Source organism: Kribbella sp. NPDC049584 (assembly GCF_040675555.1).
Classification (GTDB): Bacteria; Actinomycetota; Actinomycetes; order Propionibacteriales; family Kribbellaceae; genus Kribbella.
In genome coordinates this window covers 407,940-430,980 of record NZ_JBFAPF010000002.1, presented here as the reverse complement: position 1 = coordinate 430,980, position 23,041 = coordinate 407,940, and the positions used below count along the sequence as shown (strand labels likewise).

Sequence of the window (23,041 nt, the reverse complement as noted above, 5' to 3'; positions counted from 1 at the left end):
GCTCCAGATCCTAGTTGCCCTTGACGATGACCTCATGCAAGAGTAATAGTACGACCGTTCGTACAATTAGGGGAGGGTGTTCATGCGGAAGCTGATCGGCACGGGACTGCAGGCCATCGGAGCGGTATCGCCCCGGCTCGGCGGCCGGCTCGCGTTCGGACTCTGGCGCCGCCCGCTCGCGCGCGGCCGGGTCCGCGACAGCGAGCTGGACGTCCACACGGCTGCGCGGGTCGAGGCGGTGGACGGCGGCGTGCTGACCTATGCGTGGGGTGACGGCACGCGGCCGGTGCTGCTCGTCCACGGCTGGCGGTCACGTGCTTCGCGGTACGCCGGGTTCATCACGCGGCTGCTCGAGCTCGGGTACAGCCCGGTCTCGTACGACGCTCCCGGGCATGGCGACTCCCCCGGTCCGATCGTGTCGATCCTCGGGCACCAGCGAATCATTCGCGCTCTCGAGGAACGGCACGGGCCGTTCGAAGCCGTGATCGCCCATTCGCTCGGCGTCCCGTTCGCGCTGTACGCAGTGAAAGAAGGCGTCGCCACGAAGCGGCTGGTGATGGTGAGCGGCGTGGCGGATTTCGGCTACCTGGCCGACTCGTTCTGCCGAGAGCTCGGACTAGGACCGAAGGTCAACCAGCGGCTGCGGCGCGAGATCGAGCGCGGGTACTTCGACGGCGACCACACCATCTGGGACCGGTTCTCGGTCGCGACCGGTAAGACGCCGTTGCTGGTGGTCCACAACGACGAGGACGACGTCGTGGACCCGGAGCAGGCGCGCGTACTGCTGCTCAACTACGGCGAGCACGCGCACCTCCACCCGACGACCGGCCTCGGCCACAGCCGGATCCTGCAGGACCCGGCTGTGATTGCCGAAGCGGTCGCCTTCCTGCAGGACTCAGATGGCCTGCAGGACTCAGATGTCTCGGAAGGTCTCGATCTGAGCGCCTAGCGAGTTGAGCCGGGTGGCGAGGTCCTCGTAGCCGCGGTTGATCACGTAGACGCTGCGCAGGACCGACGTACCCTTCGCGGCCATCATCGCGATCAGCGTGACGACGGCCGGGCGGAGCGCCGGCGGGCACATCATCTCGGTGCCGGAGAAGTGCGTCGGGCCTTCGACCATGACGCGGTGCGGATCGAGCAGCTTGACCCGGCCGCCGAGCTTGTTCAGATCGGTCAGGTAGATCGCGCGGTTCTCGTAGACCCAGTCGTGGATCAGCGTCTGCCCGGTCGCGATCGCCGCGATCACCGCGAAGAACGGCAGGTTGTCGATGTTCAGCCCCGGGAACGGCATCGGGTGGATCTTGTCGATCGGCGCGTGCAGCTTCGACGGCCGGGTGGTCAGGTCGACCAGCCGGGTCCGGCCGTTCTCGGCCAGGTACTCCGTACTGCGGTCGTAGTCGAGCCCCATCTCCTCGAGCAGCGCGAGCTCGATCTCGAGGAACTCCACCGGCGCCCGCCGGATGGTGATCTCGGACTTGGTCACGATCGCCGCGGTGAGCAGGCTCATCGCCTCGATCGGGTCCTCGGACGGCGCGTAGTCGACGTCCACGTCGATGTCGGCGCGGCCGTGGACGGTGAGCGTCGTCGTACCGATGCCGTCGATCTTCACGCCGAGCAGGTCGAGGTAGAAGCACAGGTCCTGGACCATGTAGTTCGGGCTGGCGTTGCGGATCACGGTGACGCCGTCGTACCGCGCGGCGGCCATGATCGCGTTCTCGGTCACGGTGTCGCCGCGTTCGGTCAGCACGATCGGCTTGCCCGGCGTGATCGCGCGGTTGACCAGTGCGTGGTACTGCCCGCCGGTCGCCTTCACCTCGAGGCCGAACGGGCGCAGCGCGGTCAGGTGCGGTTCGACGGTCCGCGTGCCGAGGTCGCAGCCACCGGCGTACGGCAGCTCGAACGCGTCCTCGCGGTGCAGCAGCGGGCCGAGGAACATGATGATGGAGCGGGTACGACGGGCCGCCTCGGCGTCCATCGAGCTCAGGTCGAGGTGGGCCGGCGGGACGATCTCCAGGTCGCCGGCGTCGTTCAGCCAAGTAGTGCGGACGCCGATCGAGTTCAGCACCTCGAGGAGCCGGTTCACCTCTTCGATCCGCGCGACCTTGCGCAGCGTCGTCCGGCCCTTGTTCAGCAGGCTCGCGCAGAGCAGCGCGACACCGGCGTTCTTGCTCGACTTGACGTCGATGGATCCAGAAAGCTGGCGGCCACCGGCCACACGAAGGTGGACCGGGCCTCCACCGAGAGAGACAATTTCGGAGTCGAGCGCCTCGCCGATCCGGGCGAGCATCTCGAGGGTGAGGTTCTGATGACCCTTCTCGATCCTGTTCACCGCACTCTGGCTGGTGTTCAGTACTTCCGCGAGCTGCGTCTGCGTCCAGCCGCGATGCTTACGGGCGTCCCGGATGAGGTTTCCGATCCGGCTCAGGTAGTCATCGGTCATGCGCCGGACCTTATCTCACATGTGAGATACCTCTGCACCGACCCGCCGGTGCCAGCGTAGCGAATGTCACCCGCCACCCAAGTCCATGGGTCCCGAGGACCCGTGTGACCTGCTGAAACGCCCGCAGCCTACAGTTACCCCCAACTCCCGCCGCACCCCGGAGAGGATCAACAGATGCCCGACGACACCTCCGCCGCGGTGGTCAACGAGTTCGAGGCGGAGTCGTGGCCGCTCGAGGCGGCCGCCGACAGCCTGCACCAGGTGATCGAAGGGTTCCACAACGGTGACACCCGGCCGTTGGTGATCGGCGACGGCGACCAGCCGGTGCTGGTCGTACTGGCGATCGCCGACCTGGCCGACTTCCGCGCCCGGATCGCCGAGCTGCTCGGCAACCCCGTGGACGCGGGCTGGCTGCGGTATTACCTGCGCTCGAACTTCGACATGAGCTCGGAGCGGCTGGTCGAGCTGCTCGGAGTGGACACGGACCACGGGCTGTCGTCCTTGGCCAGTCAGGTGAACGTCGAGCAGGCAGCGACGCTGATGTCCGACCACGTACGCCGTACCGAGGCCGGCGGGAATCCGCTGATGCTGATCGGCGACGGGACGATGGCGACCGCGGCGCTGCTGTCGTTCCAGGCGTTCCAGGTGCTGCTCGCGATGGAGGGCGACGGCAAGGGCGAGGACGACTCCTGCGTGCACGACGACGAGGAGAAGCCGACCACGCCGCTGGAGGTACTGGCCGAGCGGATCGGGCCGGTGTCGACGCAGCTGGTCGCGCAGATCAACGCCGGCCGCGAGCCGGGCCTGCCGCGGTACGAACTGCACTTCGAGGACGACCTGATCGAGCACCTCCGCGACCTGGAGGCACGGGCGCAGCAGGCGCCGGGGGCGGGGGCGCACGACGAGTTGAACCAGCTGCTGCATCAGTTCGATCAGATGCGCAGCGGGCTGATCGAGGTCGACACGGACGAGACGGACGAGGAGCTCGACGAAGCGCCGTACCTCGAGGCGACTGATCTCAAAGCCGCGCTGCCGGACATCCGCGACATCTTCCGCGAAGGCGCCGACGACCCGTACCTGATCGGGCTGGACGGGCGTCCGTGCGCCGGGCTGATCTCGTACGACCTTTACGAGGAGCTGCAGAAGGTGTCGGTCGAGCTGGACGGGACCGACGAGGCCCCGGTGCTCCCGCTGCCCGAACCCCGCTGGGAGAACGGGCCGCGACTGCTGCCGTTCGAGCTCGCGCTCGAGATGTGCGAGGCGGTGATCGAGGACATCACGAACGGCGAGGCGTCGATGCTGTTCATCGCCGACGAGGACAACGAACCCGAGCTGGTTCTCGCTCCGCTCGTCTGGCTCTGGGCGTACGTCGACCACCTGGATCTCGAAGGCGCCGAGGCCTGACTTCGTCGGGCCTCGCCTGCCTCCGGCATTAGCCGATCGGGAAGAGGGGCTCCCACTCGGACAGCGTGGCGATCTCGTAGACGTCGGCCGGGGTGTAGGGATCCTTGGCGAGGATGTCGCGGAGCTCGGCCTCGTCGGCCACGTCGTAGATGAGCAGGGCGCCGGTCTGGTCGGGGAACGGGCCGGCGGCGACGAGCTTGCCGGCTTCCTTCAGCTCGGTGAGGTACTCGCGGTGCGCCGGACGGACCTCGAGACGACGGTCGGTGTCGGCGAGATCGAAGCGCAGCTGCACGACATAAAGGGCCATGCCGAAACCCTACATCGACCAAGAAACCAAGGGGATTTGGTGCGGGAAAGGGAGTCACGAGCCGCCACAGCGGCTGGTTCAGGTCAGACCCGAAAGTCGACGAGTGATCTCCCTTCCCGCCCGGTTATTTCACCAGTCCGCGACCCGCTACGCAAGGGGTTGGTTAAGAGAAATTCCTACAGACAGTTGATTCATATAACGCTTCGTGATCGAGCCCCCGGCGGACTCGATGAGAGCGCTGATACAGCCGTACAGTCCGTCACGCCGCTCGCTTGTCAAGGCCCGATGACCGGAGTACGACGACAAAAGTTCGAGGTACTCCGCGGCCGAATAGTCCGCATCCCAGACATATCCGCGGAACTCGACGGACCCGAATAGCCCGGAGCGTTCGAACCCTTCCGGATCTTTCGGTACGTCGTCCGCGGCGGGTAATCCATTCGCGGCGGGGTCGTCGGTGAATCGGTCGTAGCAGGACTGCACATCGACGAAGAACTGCTCACTCCCACCCGCGACATGATGCGTCGACACGACGGCCAGCGCACCACCCGGCCGCAGCAGGTCCACGCACCGCTGCACGCGCGTCGCAGGATCGAGCCAGTGGAACGCGGTCGCGGAGATGACCAGGTCGAACGATTGCGCGGGCAGTTCCAAGGTGTCGAAGTCCGCGACAATCACGTCGATCGTCGGGTGTTTGCGCCGGAGAACCTCTGCGAGCGCAGGGCTGAGTTCGACAGCGGTGACCGGCCAGGCTCGCTCCACCATGGCGGAGGTTGCCTGGCCGGTGCCGGGGCCGAGTTCGAGGACGCGTGGGTGGTCGCCGACGATGGCGGCCAAGGCGTCGAAGAGTTCAGGCGGATAGGTGGGTCGGACGCGGTCGTACAGGTCCGCGTCCTCGCCGAAGGTCTGCCGGAGACTCTGTCTACTCACCCGCCAATGCTGCCCGGCCGGCTTCCAGGCGCGCCACCGGAATACGGAACGGCGAGCAGGAGACGTAGTCGAGACCGACGTCGTGGAAGAAGTGGATGCTGTCCGGGTCGCCGCCGTGCTCGCCGCAGATGCCGAGCTTGAGGTCGGGCTTGGTCGCGCGCCCGCGATCCACACCGGTCCGAACCAGCGCGCCGACACCTTCGCGGTCGATCGACTCGAACGGCGACACCGCGAAGATGCCCTTCTCGAGGTACCGCGAGAAGAACGCGCTCTCGACATCGTCGCGGCTGAAGCCCCAGGTGGTCTGGGTCAGGTCGTTGGTGCCGAACGAGAAGAAGTCGGCCGCCTCCGCGATCTGGTCCGCGATCACCGCGGCCCGCGGCAGCTCGATCATCGTGCCGATCGGGATCTCCCGATCCACGCCGACCTCGGCGAGGACACGTTCGACCTCGTCGCGGGCCAGGTGCAGTTCCTGTACGGCGCCCACCAGCGGGATCATGACCTCCGGCCGCGGATCCTTGCCCTTGGCCCGCAGTTCCTTCGCCGCCGAGGCAATCGCCCGTACCTGCATCGCGAACAGGCCGGGGACGACCAGCCCGAGCCGCACGCCGCGCAGGCCGAGCATCGGGTTCTGCTCGTGCAGTCGCTGGACCGCCGCGAGCAGGGCCGCGTCGTGGCCCGGGTCCTCGCCGCGCTCGCGTGCAACGGCGACCTTCACCGCGAGCTCCTCCATAGAGGGCAGGAACTCGTGCAGCGGCGGGTCGATGAGCCGGATCGTGACCGGTAGACCGTCCATCGCGCCCAGCAGCTCGAGGAAGTCCCCGCGCTGCAAGGGCTCCAGCTCGGCCAGCGCCGCCTCGCGATCAGTGTCGGTGTCCGCGAGGATCAGCCGCTCGACGGACTCGCGCCGCTCCCCCAGGAACATGTGCTCGGTCCGGCACAACCCGATCCCCTCGGCCCCGAACCGCCGCGCCCGCGCAGCGTCGTCCGCGGTGTCCGCATTGGTCCGTACGCCGAGCCGTCGTACCTCGTCCGCGTGGGTCATCAGCCGGTGCACCGAGGCGACGAGTTCATCGCCGGCGTCCGGGGCGAGCGTGCCCTCGAAGTACTGGACGACCGGTGAGGGGACGACCGGGACCTCGCCGCGGAAGACCTCGCCGGTCGTGCCGTCGATCGAGATCAGCTCACCGGCCTCCATGATCGTGCCGTTGACCTTAATGGTGCCTTGGGCAACATTAACGTCCAGGTCCTCGGCGCCGCAGACACAGGTCTTGCCCATACCCCGCGCGACCACGGCCGCGTGCGAGGTCTTGCCGCCGCGGCTGGTCAGGATGCCCTGCGCCGCGATCATGCCGTGCAGGTCGTCCGGGTTCGTCTCGCGGCGTACCAGGATCACCTTCTCGCCGCGGTCCGCGGCCTCGACCGCGGCGGCCGACGTGAACACGACCTTGCCCGACGCGGCGCCCGGCGACGCCCCGATCGCCTTGGTGATCAGGTCCTTCTCGGCGTCCGCGTCGAAGCGCGGGAACATCAGCTGGGCGAGCTGCGCGCCCTTGACGCGCTTGAGCGCCTCGTCGGTGTCGATCACGCCTTCGTCGACCAGGCTCGTCGCGATCCGGAACGCCGCCGCCGCGGTCCGCTTGCCGACCCGGGTCTGCAGCATCCACAGCTTGCCGCGCTCGATCGTGAACTCGATGTCGCACAGGTCTCGGTAGTGCCCCTCGAGGGTGGCCATGATCTCCATCAAGTCGTCGTACGACGTCTTGTCGATCTGCTCGAGGTCCGCGAGCGGAACGGTGTTGCGGATGCCCGCGACGACGTCCTCGCCCTGCGCGTTCTGCAAGTAGTCGCCGTACACACCGGGCTGTCCGGTGGAGGGATCGCGGGTGAACGCGACGCCGGTGCCGGAGTCCATGCCGAGGTTGCCGAAGACCATCGAGCAGATGTTGACCGCCGTGCCGAGGTCGGTCGGGATCCGCTCCTGGCGGCGGTAGAGGATCGCGCGGTCGGAGTTCCACGAGCGGAAGACCGCCTCGGTCGCCAGGTCCATCTGGGTCCGCGGGTCCTGCGGGAACTCGCGGCCGGTGTGGTCGTGGACGGCCTGCTTGAACGTCTCGACCAGCGCCTTCAGATCGTCGGCGTCCAGGTCGAGGTCGTTGCTGGTGCCCTTGGCCTGCTTGGCTTTGTCGATCGCGTCCTCGAAGACGTCGCCGTCCATGCCGAGCACGGTCTTGCCGAACATCTGGATCAGTCGGCGGTACGCGTCCCAGGCGAAGCGCGGGTTGCCCGAGTGGTGGGCGAGACCGTTCACCGAGTCGTCGTTCAGGCCGACGTTGAGGACGGTCTCCATCATGCCGGGCATCGACACGGCCGCGCCGGAGCGCACCGAGACGAGCAGCGGGTCGTCGGCCTGGCCGAGCTTCTTGCCCATCCTCTGCTGCAGCAGATCGACGTGCTTGTCGATCTCGTCGGCGAGCTCGGCCGGCACCGCGCCGGTCTCCAGGTACGCGCGGCAGGCGTCGGCGGTGATGGTGAAGCCGGGGGGCACCGGCAGGCCGAGGTTGGTCATCTCGGCCAGGTTCGCCCCCTTCCCGCCGAGCAGCTGTTTCATGTCCTTATTGCCTTCGGCAAAGTCGTAGACGAGTTTCGGCACGGTCACTCCCTGGGTTGCAGGCGGGTGTTTTCAGGCGCGGGAAGATGGCCCGCTGGCCCGTCGACTCCGGCGGCGGGGGCGTGCTTTCAGGGTAAGCCTAAAAACCAGTCCAGTTGAACACTGGTCTCACGATGCCGACGTGACCCTTCCCACAGGTCGAAGGCCGGAAAACCCTTCCCTGGTTGACAACGCGAGACAATCGGTTTGTCTCAGAATGAATCACAGGCAGAACGCTTCAAGCCTGTTTGGTCGGGGTACAGGGCTTGTCTTCTAGCCTGTTCGGTCGGGTACAGAGGGGTCCGCCAGCTAGAGTCGGCCAGGTGCGCATCGTCTCCCTGCTTCCCTCCGCGACCGAGATCTGCTTCGCGCTCGGCGGCGGTGATGACGTCGTCGGGGTGACGTTCGAGTGCGACTATCCGGCGGACGCGCGCGGGCGCCGCATCGTGTCGACGACGGCGCTGCCCGCTGGATTGACTCCCGGGGAGATCGATGCCGTCGTACGACGGAAGGTCGCCGCCGGAGAGGATCTGTACCACCTGGACGCCGGCGCTCTGCGCGAACTCGCACCGGATGTGGTGATCACCCAAGACCTCTGCGCGGTGTGCGCGATCGACGTGGACGAGGTGTCGGAGGCGCTCGACTACTTGGGCTGTCGGGCCGAGGTGGTCACCACGGATCCGCACACCCTCGACGAGGTCCTCACGTCGATCGAAACCATCGCAAAGGCGATTAACCGCGAGGCGGCAAGCCTGGTAGGAAGCCTGCGAGCCAGGCTGGAGCGGCTTGGACCACGTCCGGAGGACGACGGGGCCCGGCAGCAGAACGGCCTGCCGCGGGTCGCGTTGCTCGAGTGGACTGATCCGCCGTTCGCGCCGGGGCATTGGTTGCCGGAGATGGTGACCTTGGCAGGTGGGACCGGCGTGCTCGGGAGCGCAGGTGCGCGGTCGACCGCGATCACCTGGGAGGAGGTCGCGGCGGGGCGGCCCGATGTGGTCGTGTCGGCGCCGTGCGGGTTCGACCTCGATGGCGCTGCGAAGCTGACCGCGGAGTTGCTGCCTCGGCTCCCGGCCGACGTCCCGGTCTGGGCCGTCGACGCGAACGGGTACTTCGCGCGACCGGGTCCCCGCCTGGTGGACGGCATCGAAGTACTGGCTGCCATCCTCCGGGGCGGGGACCCGGATCACGCGATCAGGTTGCGTTAGAGCTTGCGGCGGGTTCTCAGGTAGTCGCCGACGACGGCGGCGCCGAGGCCGTCGGGGTCGGGGGCGAGGACTCGGCCGCCGCTGCGGCGGGCCAACAGGTCGACGAAGGCGTTGAGGCGCGGGTCGTCGCCCAGGCGGAAGACAGTCAGGGAGGCGCCTAGTTTGGCCAGGCGGTCGACCTCGAAGATCGTCTTGCGGAGCGTGGCCGGCTCGGGTGGGTACGAGAATTCGGCCGTGCCGTCGGGCTCGAGATGAGCGGTCGGCTCGCCGTCGGTCACCATCAGGACGACCGGCTGGGCGTCCGGGTGGCGACGAAGGTGACGTCCGGCGAGGAGCAGTGCGTGGTGCGCGTTGGTGCCCTGCTCCCAGGTACCTTCCATGCCAATCAGCTGCGGGAGCTCCACCACTCCGGCGTACCGGCCGAAGGTGATCAGCTGGAGTGCGTCGTTGCGGTAGCGGGTCGAGATGAGTTGGTGCAGCGCGAGCGCCGTACGCTTCATCGGCAACCAGCGGCCCTCCTGGACCATCGACCACGACGTGTCGACAAGCAACGCGACCGCGGCGCGAGCACGATGCTCGGTCTCCGCGATCTCCACATCCGCCACGTCGAGCTTCACGCCGCCACCGCCGGTGTGCGCGGTCCGCAGTACGGCGTTGCGCACCGTCCGCGGCACGTCCCACGGCTGGGTGTCGCCGAACTCCCACTGTCGCGTCGACCCGCTCAGCTCACCGGCCGCGCCAGCGTTGGCGGCATCCCGCTCACCGGACCCACGGGCAGCCCGCAGTACGTCGGCCAACGCCGTCTGACCAAGCTGACGCAAGGCCTTCGGAGACAACCGCAGCGAACCGTCCGGCGCCCGCTCGATCAGACCCTGATCGCGCAACTGCCGCTCCAGCTCGCTCAGCCGTCGCGCGTCGACCGTTGCCTCGTCGCCTAGTTGACGCGTGAGCGCGTCGAGGTCGATGTCCTCGAGCCGCGCTCCCGGATACGACTGCGCCAGCTGCTCGGCCAGCGCATCCAGCTCGGCGAGATCGGACATGGCCCGCGCGCCCTCGGCGAGGCCGAGCGGGTCCTCACCACTCAGCTGCTCCGAGCCGTACCAGTCTTCGCCCGGCCGCAGCGACTGCAACTGAGCATCCAGCTGGGCCAGTTGCTGCGCGAGTTGCGGACTGCCGAAGGCCTGCTGGGACAGCTCCATCAGCTCGGCGCGTTGCTCGGCGGTCATCGAGTTCATCATCCGCTGCGCCGCGGCTGCCCGCTGCGCGAGTACGTCGATGAGCTCCTCGACGTTCTGCGGGTTCTCCGGGAAGAACTCGCCGTGCTTGGCCATGAACTCCTCGAACAGCTCCGGCACCTCGGGCCGGCCCTGTGCGTGCGCCGCGAGCAGCGCGTTGAGGTCGGTCAGCATCTCGTTGATCGCCTCGACGTCCTCGGGCGTGGTCTGCTGCAGCGCCTCCTTCATGCCCTCGAACCGCGACCCGAGCAGCTCGCGCCCGAGCAGTTCACGGATCTCCTCGTACTTCGCCCGCGCGTCCGACGATTGCCAGTCGTAGTTGGCCAGCTCGCGTACGGCGGCCGCCGTGCCGGACGGGAGCGCGTCGAGCTGAGCCTCCCGGAAGCGAGCGTCGTCGGACGGGTTCGGGAACAGCTCGTGCCGCTCCGCCTCGAGCGCCTCGTTCAGCAACCGCTGGACGTCGCGCAGCGTGCCGTCGAGGTTGTGCCGCCGCTCGATCTCGCGGCGGCGCTCCCACAAGCGGCGACTCAGGTCGTCCAGACCCTGGGTGTTCCGGGTGCCGCGCCGCAGCAACTCCTCCAGCGCGGACCGGGGCGACGAACCGTTCATCACGTCGCGGCCGATCTCGTCGAGCGCGTCCCGCAGATCCGCGGGCGCCTTGAGCGGGTCAGGCCCGTCATGCCACGGCCCGTAAGACCAGCCTTCGGGAATGGTCATGGGGCCTCCCGGTCTGGACTGAGGAGCGCAGGGAGCGAAGCGACCGGAGCGACGAGGGAAGACCGGGAGTAAGAGCCCCATGACGCCCGCGACGCAGTCGCGGCATTCAACACAGTCATGATCAGGCTCCGTAGACCGTGGTGTCGTCGTCGGCGTCCTTGGCTACTCGTTTCGACAGGTAGAGCATCTCCAGTGCGAGCTCGACGGCGGCGGCGATCCGTCCGGACGAGTCGTCCGGCTCGACACCGGCCCGGGCCGCGACGTCATGCAGGACGGGCAGCTCGGGCAACGCGGCCAGCACGTCCCGGCCGGGCACCCGCTCACCGGTGGTCACAAGGTTGCCATCGGCAACCGCGTGGGCGAGCGGAGTCAGGTCGAGACCGGCGAAACGCTCGCGTGCCGTGTCGGCCACCGACCGGCGCAGCAGGTACTCGAGCAGTTCGATCTCGCGTCCTTCCTCACCGGGCTCGAACTCGAGCTTGCCCCGCAGTACCGCGGGCACCGCCTCGAGGTCCACCGGCCGCGCGACGGCCGGCGTCTCGCCGGTGATCGCGCTCCGGCGCAACGCCGCGGCGGCGATCGTCTCGGCCGCGGCGACCGCGAACCGGGCGGACACACCCGACCGCTGGTCGATCGCGGTCGACTCGCGCAGGTGCCGGACGAACCGCGCCAGCACCTCGAGCAGGGGCTCGCCGACCTCGGCGGTGAACTCGGCCTCCTGCCGGATCACGTCGACCTCGGCGTCGATGTCGAGCGGGTAGTGGGTCCGGACCTCGGCGCCGAACCGATCCTTCAGTGGCGTGATGATGCGGCCGCGGTTGGTGTAGTCCTCCGGGTTGGCCGTTGCCACCAGCAACACGTCGAGCGGCAGCCGCAGCGTGTACCCGCGGACCTGGATGTCGCGCTCCTCCATCACGTTCAGCAACGCGACCTGGATGCGCTCGGCGAGGTCGGGCAGCTCGTTGATCGCGACGATGCCGCGGTGCGAGCGCGGGACCAGGCCGAAGTGGATGGTTTCGGGGTCGCCGAGGCTGCGGCCCTCGGCAACCTTCACCGGGTCCACGTCGCCGATCAGGTCACCGACAGAGGTGTCCGGCGTTGCCAGCTTCTCGGCGTACCGCAGGTCGCGGTGCAGCCAGGCGACCGGCAGATCGTCGCCGAGCTCGGCGGCGCGGCGGCGCGAGGCCGGCGTGATCGGGTCGAGCGGGTGCTCGGGCAGCTCCGCGCCCTCGATCACCGGGGTCCACTCGTCGAGCAGCCCGACCAGTGTGCGCAGCAGCCGGGTCTTGCCCTGGCCACGCTCACCGAGCAGTACGACGTCGTGCCCGGCGAGCAGCGCGCGCTCGAGCTGCGGAATCACCGTGCGGGTGAATCCGACGATGCCGGGCCACGGATCACGTCCGGCCCGGAGTTGTTTCAGCAGGTTGTCACGGATTTCGGCCTTGATCGACCGGGGCAGATAGCCGGCGGCCCGGAGGTCACCAGCCTTACGGGGAAGTTCAGCAGGTGCACTAGTCACGCTGAAGACGTTAGCTCGGTCACCCCAGAATGCACCTCGTTTATCTCAGCGCCTGGGCGTCACCCGACCTGAGGTGAACAGGTGGGTCGGCGTGAAGGTCAGCGGGACCCACGGGTGCTCCGGAGAGTAACGGGTGACGAAATGGTCCCCGTCGAGCGGCTCCGTCGGCAGTACGTCGTACTCGTGCACCGGCTCCTCGGCGAACGCCAGCCGATCCCCCGTCGCCTGCTCGGTCAGAACCAGCCGGTCTCCACGCCGAGCGACGTCCAGCCGCACGCTCGCGCGCTCGTATCGCCCGACATGGCGGTCGTGAACCGGACCGTCGACCGGTTGTGGCGCGGGCGGGTGGCTGACCCCGACATAGTGCTGGAACACCTCGGATGCGAGCGGCTCGAACAGCCTGGTCCCGTTGCCGGAGTTCGTCAGCAGGCACATGATCAGCCGGGCCTCCGGATCGACCCGGAGGAAGGCCGTCTGCGAGATCGTCGAGCCGTCGTGACCGAAGATCCGGCGACCGTCCCAGTCGTAGATCCGCCAGGTCAGACCGAGGTCGACGAAGCCGCCGATCCCGCCCGCGAACGGCACCTGCGGCTCCTGCATGCCGGCGTACTTCTCGTCGTCCAGATGCATCCGGGCAAACTCGAGCAGGTTGTCGGCGGTCGCCGCGACGAGCCCGGCTGGGCCGATGCTGCGCGGCAGCTGCCACGTCTTGACCGGCGAGCCGTCCTCGGCCGTGTGACCGCGGGCGGCCCGGTAGAGGATCGCCTCCTCGGGCAAGGTGACGGTGTGCGTGAGGCCGAGCGGCTCGACCAGGCGCGCCCGCAACGATTCGTCCCACGTCCGGCCGTCGAGTACCTCGATCAGCCGGCCCAGGACAACGAATCCGGCGTTGCAGTACGAGTACGCCGTACCCGGCTCGAACAGCTGCTCCACGTCGGCGAGCAGAGCGACGTACCGCTCCAGGCAGTCGTCGCCGCGGCCGGTGTCGGTGAACAGATCGCCGTCGACACCGCTGGTATGGGTGAGCAGGTGACGGACCGTGATTCGCGGATCAATAGGGGCCTCGGGCAACAGCTTCACCACCGGGTCGTCGAGCTGCAGGCGGCCCTCGGCGGCGAGCTGGACGATCATCGTCCCGGTCCACGGCTTGCTGATCGAGCCGATCTGGAAGAGCGAGTCGGCGGTGGTCTCCACCCCGGTCGCGGTGTTCAGCACGCCGTACGGCGTGATCGTGGTCGCGCCGTCCTGCCAGATGCCGAGCACCGCCCCGGGCACCTCGGCCGCTACCGCCAACTCGTTCAACCGCGCAGACCAGTCAGGCATGCGCCCAACCTACTTCGTGAAAGCCTCCAGCGCCGCGCGAATATCGGCCCACGCCGCCGACTCGTCCAGGCCCTGCTCGAGCAGGATCTTCGTGGCGATGCCGGCCTGGTCGCGGTAGAAGGCCAGCAGGAGATGCTCGGTGCCGACGTAGTTGTGGCCCAGTGTCAGGGCTTCTCCGACCGCGCCCTGGAGGACGTGTGCGGCGCGTCGGGTGTACGGCGGGTTCTCGGCGTCGAGGTCCTTCGATTCGGTCGACTGCTCGGTTGACGGCTCAGTCGGCGGCTCGGCGGCCGGGCTCGCGGCGTTGACGGCCTGGAGCACCGACTCCTCGGTGATGCCGTGGTTGAGGAGCACCTTGGCCGCGATCGCGCCCGGTTCCTTGTACATCCCGAGCAGGAGGTGCTCGGTGCCGACGAAGTTGTGGTTGCGGGCGCGGGCGATGTCCGCGGCGGCCTGCACCACCGAGCGCGCCCGCTGCGTGTACCGCTCGAAGGCCGGCCGCGCGGTCCAGGAGTCCGCGAAGCGCTTGTGCGCGGCCTGCTTGCTGACGCCTAGCACCGCGCTGATCTCGACCCACGACTTCCCCGCGCCGCGAGCCCGGTCGACGAAGAACCCGAGCGCGGCGTCGCCGGTGGTGGTCAATTCGCTGATCGTCGCGGCGGCGGTGGCGAGCTGCGCGAGCTCGTCGTCGCTGCCGGCGTCGGTCTTGATCATCGTGATGAGCTGCTGCAGATCAGGTCCAGGAGTCATGCGTCAACCTTAGGTTGACGACCACGGCTCGTCAACCCTGGGTTGACGAGGTAGGTTCTTCCCATGCAAGCGCTGCCCGATGTGATCAGGCCCGGCCTGCGGGTGTTGTTCTGTGGGATCAATCCGGGGTTGATGTCGGCGGCGACCGGGCACCACTTCGCGCGGCCCGGCAATCGGTTCTGGCCGGCGCTGCAGCTGAGCGGCTTCACCCCGCGGCAGCTCAAGCCGGCCGAGCAGAGCGAGCTGCTGGAGTACGGCCTCGGCATCACCAATGTCGTCGACAAGCCGAGCGCGCGGGCCGACGAGCTCACCCGCGCGGACCTCGTCGCCGGCGGCGAGAATCTGGTGGCGAAGGTGCTCGAGCTCCAGCCCGAGTGGCTTGCCGTCCTCGGCGTCACCGCCTACCGCGACGCCTTCGCCGACCGTACGGCGACCGTCGGCAAGCAGGACCGCATGATCGGCACCACTCGCATCTGGGTCCTCCCGAACCCGAGCGGCCTGAACGCGCACTACACCTTGCCAAAGCTGGCCGAGGCGTTCGCGGAGCTCCGGCGGGTCAGTTGACCGGTGCTTCGGCAGGATGCGCGCATGCGAGCCTCCGACCTGCTGCGAGCCATCGACTAGCTTCCGTACGGCGAACGGCTTCGGCAGGTTGCGCTCGAATGTGGGCGGTTGCGCGGGACAACAGATCTCGCCGAGCTGCTGCGTGAACTCGCGGTAGGTACGCCGTACGAGCGGACTCTTGGCGTGACGATCGCGCAGGTCACAGGCGAGGTCGGCTACGTGACGCGGCTGCTCAACGACCCGACGCCGGCGGTGCAGCACCGAGCCCTCGCGGCGGTTGGCAGGGGCGTCCCGGTCTCGGACGACGATCTGCGGATCCTGTACGACGACGCGCCCGCCGTACTGCGCACCAAGCTCCGGCACGTGATCCGCAAGACCGGTCGTCCACGCTCGCCGCGCGGTTGATCGACGACCACCGTGAACGCTGGGGCGACCGTGCCGCGGCGAGTCTGCTCTCCAGCACGGACGGCGAGACCGTCGAGCGTCTGTTGACCGAGCTCGCCTGCATCCTCGGTCCCGGCGAGTGGGAGCGGCTCGGGGCGCGGCATCCGAAGGTCGTTCTCGCCCAGGCGCACAGCACGCTCCCGTCCGGTCCGGATCGGGACGAGTGATGGCAAGGCGCGGCGTACGGCGGCATCGGCGCGCTCGAGCACGACCCGGCGCAGGTCGCGGCGCTGCTGACAACCGCGCTGGTCCCGGATCAGTTGCCTTCGGCATTCACCTCGGCACCCGGCCGACTGCTGAACGCCGCCCTGCGGCGGTATTGCGGATCCTGCTCAAACCGGAGCGGGCCTGGTCGTTGCCCAATGCCCTCACCCCTGCGGTACGCCGACGGCTGTGTCGCTACTCGGACGACGAGCTGATCGCGCTCGGGCGACCGTCGTAGCCGATCCTGCCCGACCTGCTCGGTTGCTGCCGCCGTCCCGCCGCGCCGCTGTGTTCGAGGGCAGCACCGGCGCCGTCGACCTCGGGCAGATCGTGCTGTCCACCGAGCTGCTCGCCCTGCTCCCCCGACAGCTGCGCTTCGAGCAGACGCGACGGATGCTCACCGTGCCAGCGGTTGCTGAGGGCAATCATTCGCGCTGGCAGATCACCGCGTTACTGCCGTACGACGAGGCCTTCGCGCTGCTCGAGCCGGAGATCGCGCAGCCGGACGCCGATGATCGAGCCTTGGCGTACCAGGCGGTCGTCGCGTCGGCAGGGCACTCGCGGCAGCCAGCCGCCGTCCTGGCCGCGGTCGCCCGCATCCCGACGTACCGCAGGAAGCGCTCGAGTTGACTACCGCAGCCGAGGTGTAGCTACTCGTCCGACTTTTCTTCGGCCTCGCGGGCGCGTTTGCGGCGTTTGCCTTCGTGCATGGCGACGACTCGGGCGACCGGGATCGCGCGGCCCTCTTCCAAGAGGTCCTCGGGAAGGTCCTGCGGCGCCGGGAGCTGGTCGGCCCACGGGTCGGCGTCGCCCAGCAGTTGGATCGCGTTCCGGACGGTGAAGTCGCGCGGGGTCACGCTCTCCAGGTCGTCCCAGCCGACCGGATACGAGACCGTCGTACCGGGCCGGACCCGCGGGCTGTACGCGGCAACGACCGTCGCGCCACCGGAACGCGTCGAGTCGACGAACACCTTCCCGTGCCGGTCCTCCTTGATGTACGCCGTTGTCGCGATCGACGGATCGACTTTCTCGGCCCGCGCCGCGACCGCCCTGGTCGCGGCCGCGGCGTCCTCGATCGACACGGTGTCGACGATCGGCACGATCACGTGCACGCCCTTCGCGCCGCTCGTCTTGACCGCGCCGGACAGGCCGGAGTCGGTCAGCGCCTGACGTACGAGCAACGCCGCCTGCACCGCCATCGCGAACGTCTCGCCCTCCGGCGGGTCGAGGTCGAGGACGAGATGCGTGACGCGGTCCCAGCGGTCGGCGCGCATCAGCGTCGGGTGGTACTCGACCGCACGCTGGTTGGCGAACCACAGCAGCGTCCGGCGGTCGTCGCACAACGCGTAGGACACCTCGCGTTTCGACGCCTCGGCCCAGACCTTCACGGTCTTCACCCAGTCCGGCGTGTACTTCGGGACATTTTTCTGCATGAACTTGGGCTGCCCCGGCCGGATCCGGATCACCGACAACGGCCGCTCCCGCAACTCCGGGAGGATCCGCTCGTTCACCGCGTCCAAGTAGTCGACCAGATCCCGCTTGGTCGCCTCCGCCCCGTCGAACAACGGCTGATCCAAGTTGGTCAGGTCGACGCCGTCCCGCGTCTCATCCGGCTTACTCGCCATCCCCAGAGCTTAGAAGCCCCAAGCTCCCCCGAGAACCCCACTCACCACCCCCACGTGACCGTCCCCCACTGCGCGGGTCGTTCCCCCGCACGGCGGGTTGCTCGCCCGCAGCGCGGGTTGCTCGCCGCACGACACGTCCGCGCAGGGGGTTCGCCCGCTGGGCGGGTTGTTCGCCCGCACGCCGGGTGTTCGCCCGCACGGCACGTCCGCGGAGGGAGGGGTTCGCCCTCCAGGGCCGATTGTTCGCCGACAGGGCGGGTTGTTCGCCCGCACGCCGGGTGTTCGCCCGCTGGGCGGGTTGTTCACCCGCACGGCACGTCCGCGCAGGAAGGGGTTCGCCCCCAGGGCGGGTTGTTCGCCGGCAGGGCGGGTTGTTCGCTCACTCGCCGGTCGTTCGCCCGCTGGGCGGGTTGTTCACCCGCACGGCACGTCCGCGCAGGAAGGGGTTCGCCCCAGGGCGGGTTGTTCGCCCGCACGCCGGGTGTTCGGCTGCTGGCGGGTTGTTCGGCTGCTGGCGGGTTGTAGGGCGCCAGGGGTGCGGCAAGGCGGTATCCGACCGGCTGGGCGTGGGTGCGTTAGGCCTGGGTGAGGATGGTTTGGAGGGCTTGGAGGATTAGTTCGGGTTCGCCGGGTTGGAGGGTTTGGGGGTTGAGGGCGATCGCGTCGTCCGGGAGGCCGAAGGTTCCGACTGCGATTCGGGGGTTGCCGTCCCACAGTTGTTTGATCACCTCGTCGCGGGTGCCCGGGAGGCGGAGTACGGCGCGGCTGTGGGGTTGGCCGGCCTCGCTTGGGTACCCGCGCTCGACCACCACGCCGGGGATTGTCCGCAGGCCGTCGATCCACTGGTCAACAATCCGCTCGTACGACGCAAGGAGTTCCTCCTCGTCCTGTTGCAGGGTCCACTCGACCGCGGCGAGCAGCCCGAGGAGCTCCTCTTTCCCGACCTTCATGCCGCGCCCGATCTCGTGGTTCGGCGACGAGTGCGCACGGATCCGGTCGATCAGCCAGGTCTTCCCCAGCACGAGCCCGCTCGCCTGCGGCCCACGCAGACCCTTCCCGCCGCTCACGATGACCGCATCAGCGCCGAAATCCCGCGTGAACCGCCACAACGACGAGACCGGCGGAATCTGAGCGGCAGCATCCACGATCACCGGCACCCCGGGAGCCGCCGCAGCCGCGGAAGCCGCGTTGGCCGCGGTGGCGGCGGAAGCCGCGTTGGCCGCGGTGGCGGCGGAAGCCGCGTTGGCCGCGGTGGCGGCGGAAGCCGCGTTGGCCGCGTTGGCGGCGGAAGCCGCGTTGGCCGCGTTGGCCGCGTTGGCCGAGTTCGCGGCGGTGGCCGCGGAAGCCGCGTTGGCCGCGTTGGCCGCGTTGGCCGAGTTCGCGGCGGTGGCCGCGGAAGCCGAGTTGGCCGCGGTGGCCGCGGTGGCCGCGGTGGCCGCGGAAGCCGAGTTGGCCACGTTGGCCGCGGTGGCCGCGGTGGCCGCGGAACCCGCGGCAGCTGCCGGAGCTGCGGTGGCTGCGGTGGCAGGGGCGCTGCCCAGACTCATGGGCGCAAAGCCCGGATCGGCGCTGGTCTCCGATTCTCGGACGACTCGGACGACCTCCTCGATTGGGAGCGCATCAGCTGCGTAGTGCGCGCCGGCCATCCAGAGGACGCAGGCCGGGCGACGTAGGACAGCGGCCCGCAGTTCCTCGACGGATGGGCCGATCTCGTGCACGGTGGCGCCGAGGAAGCGGGCCGAGTAGTCGTACCCGTTGCGTTGACTCGCGAACATGACGATCTCGGCCGACCGGGGGAACGCTTGCGAATCCGCAGTGATGCACGACGCGATCGAGAGCGTGAGGGCGGCCGCCGCGCCCGAGGTCACGTAGGCGGCCTCGTTGTGGGTCAGCTCGGCGAGTCGTTCATCGACGCGGAGGTGTAGCTCGGGCAGATCGACGAAACGCGTGGCTGCATCCGCCATCGCCTCGACGACTGGCGGCGGCATCAACGACCCGCCGAGGACCGTGACAGTGGCGTTGGCGTTGATGACCGGGCGGACACCAAGAGGAGTGCTCATGCGATGAACTTTGACATGGCAGACACAGACCCCCGAGCAACCAGGGTCAGGTCGAGGCATCGTGCGTGATTCGTTCAAGCCGTGGAGCGGGATACCGGTCTAGCGTCGCGGCCATGATCCTCGTCACCGGTGGGCTCGGCATGATCGGCGCCCACACCGCCCGCGCCCTCCTCGACCTCGGGGAAGAGGTCGTCGTCACGTCACACCGGCGCACCGATGCCCCGTCGTTCCTCGACGGCAAAGTCGTCGTCGAGCAACTCGACGTCACCGACCGGGATGCGTTCCTCGCGCTCGGGGAAAGCTACGACATCAGCGACATCGTGCACCTGGCCGGCTCGATCCCGTCCATGGACCCGGTCGCGTACTTCCGCCACGACACCACGGCGTTGTTCAACGCGCTGGATGCGGCACGAACCTGGGGCGTACGGCGGTTCGCCGTTGCCAGCAGCATCGGGGTGTACATCGGGCAGGACGAAAGCCCTTGGCACGAAGGGATGGCGCTCCCGACCGCCGACCTCCCGCATCTGATCGTCGCCTTCAAGAAGGCCGTCGAACCCCTGACGACGCACAGCCTCGCCGGAACCGGCGTCCAGCCGATCGTGCTGCGGATCGGCTCGACCTGGGGTCCGCTGATGGACCCGGAGTCGATCTTCAGCCCGATCCCGCCGTACGTGAGCGCCGTACTCCATGGCGAAACGCCCGCTCCCCTGCCGGCCGACGCCGGCGGCGACTGGTGCTACGCGCCCGATATGGGCCGTGCGATCGCCTCCCTGGTCTGCGCGGACACCCTCAACCACACCACCTACAACGTCTCCAGCGGAAAGCCCTTCGTGTACGGCGAAGCGGCCGGCCAGCTGGCCGTCGAGCCCGGCGGCGAGACGAGCCCGCACCTCGACATCACGCGCCTGACCGAGGAAACCGGCTTCAGCCCCAGCTTCACTTTCCCCGAAGCCGTCGCCGACTACCTCACCTGGCGCACCACCAACGCCCGCTGAAAGGTCTGATCATGCTCGACCCCACTGTCCGCCGCGTCCTCGACGGCGCCGCCTTCGCCCACCTGGCAACGATCCTGCCCGACGGTTCGCCGCACAGCACACCGGTGTACGCCGGTACGCGCGGCGAGCAGATCGTGTTCTTCACCGGGCCCGGGATGCAGAAAGCGCGCAACCTGCGGCGCGATCCGCGGGTCGCGTTGTCGATCGTGCCGGCCGACAACCCGTTCGAACCGATCGCGATCCGCGGCCTTGCGGTCGAGTGGATCGAGGGCGACGACGCGTGGCAGATCATCGATCGACTGGTCGCGAAGTACATCGACCTGCAGTATCCCCGCGACCAGGAACGCGTCGTGATCGCCGTCGAGCCCGACCGCCAGAAAGTCGGGATGAGCTGAGCCCTGCGGCGTGATCCGCGGGTGACGGCAATCAGGTGTCTCTCAGCTTGTCGGCCGTAGCCTTCGGGACCATGCAAACTCGCGTGTTCACTGCCCCGAAGGTCCCGGCGGTCTTCCTCATGTTCTGGGTGGTCAAGCTGCTGACCACCGGGATCGGCGAGACCGCCTCCGACTACCTCGGCACCATCAGCATCCCGTTGGCCGCTGTGATCGGCGTCGGCGGCTTCGGAACCGCCCTCTACCTGCAACTGAAGGCAAACACCTACCACCCGGTCCGCTACTGGATCACCGTGCTCGGCGTCGCTCTCTTCGGCACGATGATCGCCGACGGACCACATGTCGCGCTCGGTACGCCGTACTGGTTCGACTCGATCGTCTACCTGGCACTGCTCTGCGCCCTGCTGACGTGGTGGCGGCGCAGTGAGGGCACGATCTCTGTGCACTCCATCACCACCGCCCGGCGCGAGCGGTTCTACTGGGGTGTCGCTCTGCTGACCTTCGGCCTCGGCACCGCCGTCGGCGACGCCACCGCCATCAACTTCGGCCTCGGCTTCACCTGGTCGATCCTGCTCTTCGCCGTACTCATCGTCGTACCGCTCGGCCTGTGGAAGCTCGGGCTCAACGTCACCGTCGCGTTCTGGTCGTCCTACGTGCTGACTCGCCCGCTCGGCGCCTCGGTCGCTGACTGGCTCGGCAAGGGCACCCACGACGGCGGCGTCGGCTGGGGCATCGGCCCGGTCACCTTGATCGGCCTTCTCCTCTTCGCAGTGCTCGTCGCCTACCTCACCATCACCCACAGCGACGTCGACCACGCAGCCACGCACGCCCGCGAGTCAGCAGCTCAACCTCGCGCGAACAGTCTCCCGTAGCCGTCGATGCGGAGCTTCGAACCGGTCGCCGCGAGGATCGACCAGAGCAGTACTTGGTTTGCCTCGAGCACCAACTTCCCCGTACGGCGTTCGAGCTCGGCGATCGTGGATGCGGCGCGAAAGCCGTTGCCGGCGATGAACACCGCCTCGGTCGAGGCGTCTACGTTTGCGCAGACATAGTCGATCACTTGCTCGGGACGCACCCGGTCCGGCCGCTCGGACAAGGACGTCGCGGTCAAGGTGACCACGTCAAATCCTTGCTCGCGGAAGTACGTCGTGCCGAGCTCTCCCAGCTCCGCATCGAACCACGGTGGATGGATCACGGCGACCCGTCGTACGCCGAAGGTCTTCAACGCCTGCGTGGCGGCGACTCCACTTGTCACCACCGGGACGCCGGCCAGCTGACGGACGTGTCTGATCATGGCGGTTTCAGCCGCGGGTCCGATCGCGTATCCGGCCGTGGTCGAGGCGTAGGCGGTGACGTCGACCGATGCCTCGCGCAGTGAGGCGACGGCCGAGTGCATCGCCGAGGGCGTGGCCAGCATGCGAAGGTGCTCGGCCTTGGAAGGAGGCTTCGGGACGGCCACGGTGGCGTCAGCTGGTCCTGCTATGCGTGCGACGACCACGCCGAGAGTTTCCGACGCCATTTCGGGAATCTCGACCTCGGGCCCTGGCGCCGTATGCGGCGTGAGCACTCCGACCGTGATCGCCGCGTCGCGTGAATGCCTCGGCTGGTACTGCATCCTGGTCCCCTCCTCAGTTGCGCTGGGGTTGATAGACCTGCGCGACAACTCCGTTGGAGAACGGCTTCGACTCAACGAGATCCAGGTGCCGCGACTCCGGAAGCTGGTCGAACAGCGTCTGTCCGCGGCCCAGGACCAGCGGCTGAACCAGGAGGCGATACTCGTCGATCAGATCCGCGGCGGCCAGAGCGCCGGCCAACCGGTGACCGCCCCAGACGATCACGTCCGCGCCAGGCTCGGCCTTGATGGCAGCGATCTCGGTCGCGAGGTCGCCGCGCGCGACCCGGGTCTCGGGCCAGGTGGCCTCGGCGTCGCTGAGGGTCTTCGAGAACACGACCTTCGGTACGTCGTTCATCGGCGCCGCGTACGCGTCGTCGGAGTGAAGCCAGAACGACGCCATCTCCTGGTACGACACACGACCCATGAGGTGCGCACCGGCCTTGCTGATCCGGTCCAGCTTCCACTGCTTCAGGTCCGCAGCTTCGGGGATCGCGGCTCCTGGATGCTCGCGGTCGCTGCCGACGTACCCGTCCAGGGACATCGACATGTACAGCACGACGTTTCGCATGGCTGCCTCTCGTCTAGCTTCCGTTGTTCCTGCGTCTCTTCCTACCTCGACAGTCGCAGCCGCCGGATCGGGCATCAAGGCCGGTTTGGGGCATCGA

At 68.4% G+C, this 23,041-nt stretch carries 22 protein-coding genes; 10 read left to right on the top strand and 12 right to left on the bottom strand.

Features of this window, described 5'->3' with window-relative positions; all coding sequences use genetic code 11:
- The first annotated feature begins 82 nt into the window (after nucleotides 1–82).
- Nucleotides 83–949 (top strand): alpha/beta hydrolase, encoded by an 867-nt coding sequence (locus AB0J62_RS08835; protein ID WP_363866115.1) that lies wholly within the window; start codon nucleotides 83–85, stop codon nucleotides 947–949.
- Here AB0J62_RS08835 and AB0J62_RS08830 read toward each other — a convergent pair.
- Nucleotides 914–2,440, bottom strand: a complete 1,527-nt coding sequence (locus tag AB0J62_RS08830) for a UDP-N-acetylglucosamine 1-carboxyvinyltransferase (RefSeq protein WP_134097501.1) — start codon at nucleotides 2,438–2,440, stop codon at nucleotides 914–916. The two genes, AB0J62_RS08835 and AB0J62_RS08830, sit on opposite strands and share 36 nt — an antisense overlap.
- 174 nt (nucleotides 2,441–2,614) lie before the next feature.
- On the opposite strand from AB0J62_RS08830, the gene AB0J62_RS08825 reads away from it, so the two are divergent.
- The gene (locus AB0J62_RS08825) at nucleotides 2,615–3,844 is read left to right on the top strand and encodes a hypothetical protein (protein WP_363866110.1); all 1,230 of its coding nucleotides are present in this window, start codon (nucleotides 2,615–2,617) and stop codon (nucleotides 3,842–3,844) included.
- A gap of 28 nt (nucleotides 3,845–3,872) precedes the next feature.
- Here the strand turns inward: AB0J62_RS08825 and AB0J62_RS08820 are convergent, their stop codons facing one another.
- From AB0J62_RS08820 to ppdK, 3 genes are all read right to left on the bottom strand, one after another.
- Entirely contained in the window at nucleotides 3,873–4,151 is a 279-nt protein-coding gene (locus AB0J62_RS08820) for a muconolactone Delta-isomerase family protein (protein WP_363866107.1), read from the bottom strand.
- Nucleotides 4,152–4,298: 147 nt separating this feature from the next.
- A complete protein-coding gene (locus AB0J62_RS08815; protein WP_363866104.1) occupies nucleotides 4,299–5,078 on the bottom strand; it encodes a class I SAM-dependent methyltransferase in 780 nt (259 codons plus the stop codon).
- On the bottom strand, nucleotides 5,071–7,731 hold the full coding sequence (ppdK, locus tag AB0J62_RS08810) for a pyruvate, phosphate dikinase (RefSeq protein WP_363866101.1): 2,661 nt from the start codon (nucleotides 7,729–7,731) through the stop codon (nucleotides 5,071–5,073). Before ppdK ends, AB0J62_RS08815 begins: the two co-directional genes overlap by 8 nt.
- 320 nt (nucleotides 7,732–8,051) lie before the next feature.
- Between ppdK and AB0J62_RS08805 the strand changes: the two genes are divergently transcribed.
- A complete protein-coding gene (locus tag AB0J62_RS08805; RefSeq protein WP_363866098.1) occupies nucleotides 8,052–8,933 on the top strand; it encodes a cobalamin-binding protein in 882 nt (293 codons plus the stop codon).
- Here the strand turns inward: AB0J62_RS08805 and AB0J62_RS08800 are convergent.
- The 4 genes from AB0J62_RS08800 to AB0J62_RS08785 all read right to left on the bottom strand — a co-directional run bounded on the left by AB0J62_RS08800 (nucleotide 8,930) and on the right by AB0J62_RS08785 (nucleotide 14,477).
- A complete protein-coding gene (locus AB0J62_RS08800) occupies nucleotides 8,930–10,885 on the bottom strand; it encodes a VWA domain-containing protein (protein ID WP_363866095.1) in 1,956 nt (651 codons plus the stop codon). The two genes, AB0J62_RS08805 and AB0J62_RS08800, sit on opposite strands and share 4 nt — an antisense overlap.
- 121 nt (nucleotides 10,886–11,006) lie before the next feature.
- Complete coding sequence (locus AB0J62_RS08795; protein ID WP_134097487.1) at nucleotides 11,007–12,404, bottom strand: sigma 54-interacting transcriptional regulator; 1,398 nt, start codon at nucleotides 12,402–12,404, stop codon at nucleotides 11,007–11,009.
- Between the two features lie 45 nt (nucleotides 12,405–12,449).
- Nucleotides 12,450–13,727: a serine hydrolase domain-containing protein gene (locus AB0J62_RS08790; protein ID WP_363866090.1), complete on the bottom strand. Its 1,278-nt coding sequence runs from the start codon at nucleotides 13,725–13,727 to the stop codon at nucleotides 12,450–12,452.
- Nucleotides 13,728–13,736: 9 nt separating this feature from the next.
- A complete protein-coding gene (locus tag AB0J62_RS08785; RefSeq protein WP_363866087.1) occupies nucleotides 13,737–14,477 on the bottom strand; it encodes a Clp protease N-terminal domain-containing protein in 741 nt (246 codons plus the stop codon).
- Between the two features lie 63 nt (nucleotides 14,478–14,540).
- Between AB0J62_RS08785 and mug the strand changes: the two genes are divergently transcribed.
- The 4 genes from mug (at nucleotide 14,541) to AB0J62_RS08765 (ending at nucleotide 16,319) form a co-directional block, all read left to right on the top strand.
- Complete coding sequence (mug, locus tag AB0J62_RS08780) at nucleotides 14,541–15,041, top strand: G/U mismatch-specific DNA glycosylase (protein ID WP_363866084.1); 501 nt, start codon at nucleotides 14,541–14,543, stop codon at nucleotides 15,039–15,041.
- A 108-nt stretch (nucleotides 15,042–15,149) separates the two neighbouring features.
- Nucleotides 15,150–15,446 carry a hypothetical protein gene (locus AB0J62_RS08775; RefSeq protein ID WP_363866081.1) on the top strand — a complete coding sequence of 99 codons (297 nt, stop codon included), beginning with the start codon at nucleotides 15,150–15,152 and terminating at the stop codon, nucleotides 15,444–15,446.
- Nucleotides 15,443–15,652, top strand: coding sequence for a hypothetical protein (locus AB0J62_RS08770; protein ID WP_363866078.1), 210 nt, complete (start codon nucleotides 15,443–15,445; stop codon nucleotides 15,650–15,652). The genes AB0J62_RS08775 and AB0J62_RS08770 overlap by 4 nt, the downstream gene beginning before the upstream one ends.
- A gap of 226 nt (nucleotides 15,653–15,878) precedes the next feature.
- Nucleotides 15,879–16,319 (top strand): hypothetical protein, encoded by a 441-nt coding sequence (locus AB0J62_RS08765; RefSeq protein ID WP_363866075.1) that lies wholly within the window; start codon nucleotides 15,879–15,881, stop codon nucleotides 16,317–16,319.
- A 20-nt stretch (nucleotides 16,320–16,339) separates the two neighbouring features.
- On the opposite strand, the gene ligD is transcribed toward AB0J62_RS08765, so the two are convergent.
- On the bottom strand, nucleotides 16,340–17,314 hold the full coding sequence (gene ligD / locus AB0J62_RS08760; protein WP_363866072.1) for a non-homologous end-joining DNA ligase: 975 nt from the start codon (nucleotides 17,312–17,314) through the stop codon (nucleotides 16,340–16,342).
- A gap of 575 nt (nucleotides 17,315–17,889) precedes the next feature.
- On the bottom strand, nucleotides 17,890–19,374 hold the full coding sequence (locus AB0J62_RS08755; RefSeq protein ID WP_363866069.1) for a hypothetical protein: 1,485 nt from the start codon (nucleotides 19,372–19,374) through the stop codon (nucleotides 17,890–17,892).
- Between the two features lie 113 nt (nucleotides 19,375–19,487).
- On the opposite strand from AB0J62_RS08755, the gene AB0J62_RS08750 reads away from it, so the two are divergent.
- The 3 genes from AB0J62_RS08750 (at nucleotide 19,488) to AB0J62_RS08740 (ending at nucleotide 21,633) form a co-directional block, all read left to right on the top strand.
- A complete protein-coding gene (locus AB0J62_RS08750) occupies nucleotides 19,488–20,369 on the top strand; it encodes an NAD(P)-dependent oxidoreductase (protein WP_363866066.1) in 882 nt (293 codons plus the stop codon).
- Nucleotides 20,370–20,380: 11 nt separating this feature from the next.
- Nucleotides 20,381–20,764 (top strand): PPOX class F420-dependent oxidoreductase, encoded by a 384-nt coding sequence (locus AB0J62_RS08745; RefSeq protein ID WP_363866063.1) that lies wholly within the window; start codon nucleotides 20,381–20,383, stop codon nucleotides 20,762–20,764.
- Between the two features lie 71 nt (nucleotides 20,765–20,835).
- A complete protein-coding gene (locus AB0J62_RS08740; protein WP_363866060.1) occupies nucleotides 20,836–21,633 on the top strand; it encodes a hypothetical protein in 798 nt (265 codons plus the stop codon).
- Here the strand turns inward: AB0J62_RS08740 and AB0J62_RS08735 are convergent.
- Both AB0J62_RS08735 and AB0J62_RS08730 read right to left on the bottom strand, forming a co-directional pair.
- Complete coding sequence (locus AB0J62_RS08735; protein WP_363866057.1) at nucleotides 21,606–22,376, bottom strand: hypothetical protein; 771 nt, start codon at nucleotides 22,374–22,376, stop codon at nucleotides 21,606–21,608. The two genes, AB0J62_RS08740 and AB0J62_RS08735, sit on opposite strands and share 28 nt — an antisense overlap.
- 13 nt (nucleotides 22,377–22,389) lie before the next feature.
- Complete coding sequence (locus tag AB0J62_RS08730; RefSeq protein WP_363866054.1) at nucleotides 22,390–22,944, bottom strand: dihydrofolate reductase family protein; 555 nt, start codon at nucleotides 22,942–22,944, stop codon at nucleotides 22,390–22,392.
- Nucleotides 22,945–23,041: the final 97 nt, after the last annotated feature.

Coding starts and splice junctions, on each gene's coding strand:
- ligD (WP_363866072.1), bottom strand. CDS start 17,314: ATGGCGAGTAAGCCGGATGAGACGCGGGACGGCGTCGACCTGACCAAC.
- AB0J62_RS08755 (WP_363866069.1), bottom strand. CDS start 19,374: ATGAGCACTCCTCTTGGTGTCCGCCCGGTCATCAACGCCAACGCCACT.
- mug (WP_363866084.1), top strand. CDS start 14,541: ATGCAAGCGCTGCCCGATGTGATCAGGCCCGGCCTGCGGGTGTTGTTC.
- AB0J62_RS08830 (WP_134097501.1), bottom strand. CDS start 2,440: ATGACCGATGACTACCTGAGCCGGATCGGAAACCTCATCCGGGACGCC.
- AB0J62_RS08740 (WP_363866060.1), top strand. CDS start 20,836: ATGCAAACTCGCGTGTTCACTGCCCCGAAGGTCCCGGCGGTCTTCCTC.
- AB0J62_RS08785 (WP_363866087.1), bottom strand. CDS start 14,477: ATGACTCCTGGACCTGATCTGCAGCAGCTCATCACGATGATCAAGACC.
- AB0J62_RS08835 (WP_363866115.1), top strand. CDS start 83: ATGCGGAAGCTGATCGGCACGGGACTGCAGGCCATCGGAGCGGTATCG.
- AB0J62_RS08745 (WP_363866063.1), top strand. CDS start 20,381: ATGCTCGACCCCACTGTCCGCCGCGTCCTCGACGGCGCCGCCTTCGCC.
- AB0J62_RS08825 (WP_363866110.1), top strand. CDS start 2,615: ATGCCCGACGACACCTCCGCCGCGGTGGTCAACGAGTTCGAGGCGGAG.
- AB0J62_RS08735 (WP_363866057.1), bottom strand. CDS start 22,376: ATGCAGTACCAGCCGAGGCATTCACGCGACGCGGCGATCACGGTCGGA.
- AB0J62_RS08730 (WP_363866054.1), bottom strand. CDS start 22,944: ATGCGAAACGTCGTGCTGTACATGTCGATGTCCCTGGACGGGTACGTC.
- AB0J62_RS08800 (WP_363866095.1), bottom strand. CDS start 10,885: ATGACCATTCCCGAAGGCTGGTCTTACGGGCCGTGGCATGACGGGCCT.
- AB0J62_RS08820 (WP_363866107.1), bottom strand. CDS start 4,151: ATGGCCCTTTATGTCGTGCAGCTGCGCTTCGATCTCGCCGACACCGAC.
- AB0J62_RS08750 (WP_363866066.1), top strand. CDS start 19,488: ATGATCCTCGTCACCGGTGGGCTCGGCATGATCGGCGCCCACACCGCC.
- AB0J62_RS08790 (WP_363866090.1), bottom strand. CDS start 13,727: ATGCCTGACTGGTCTGCGCGGTTGAACGAGTTGGCGGTAGCGGCCGAG.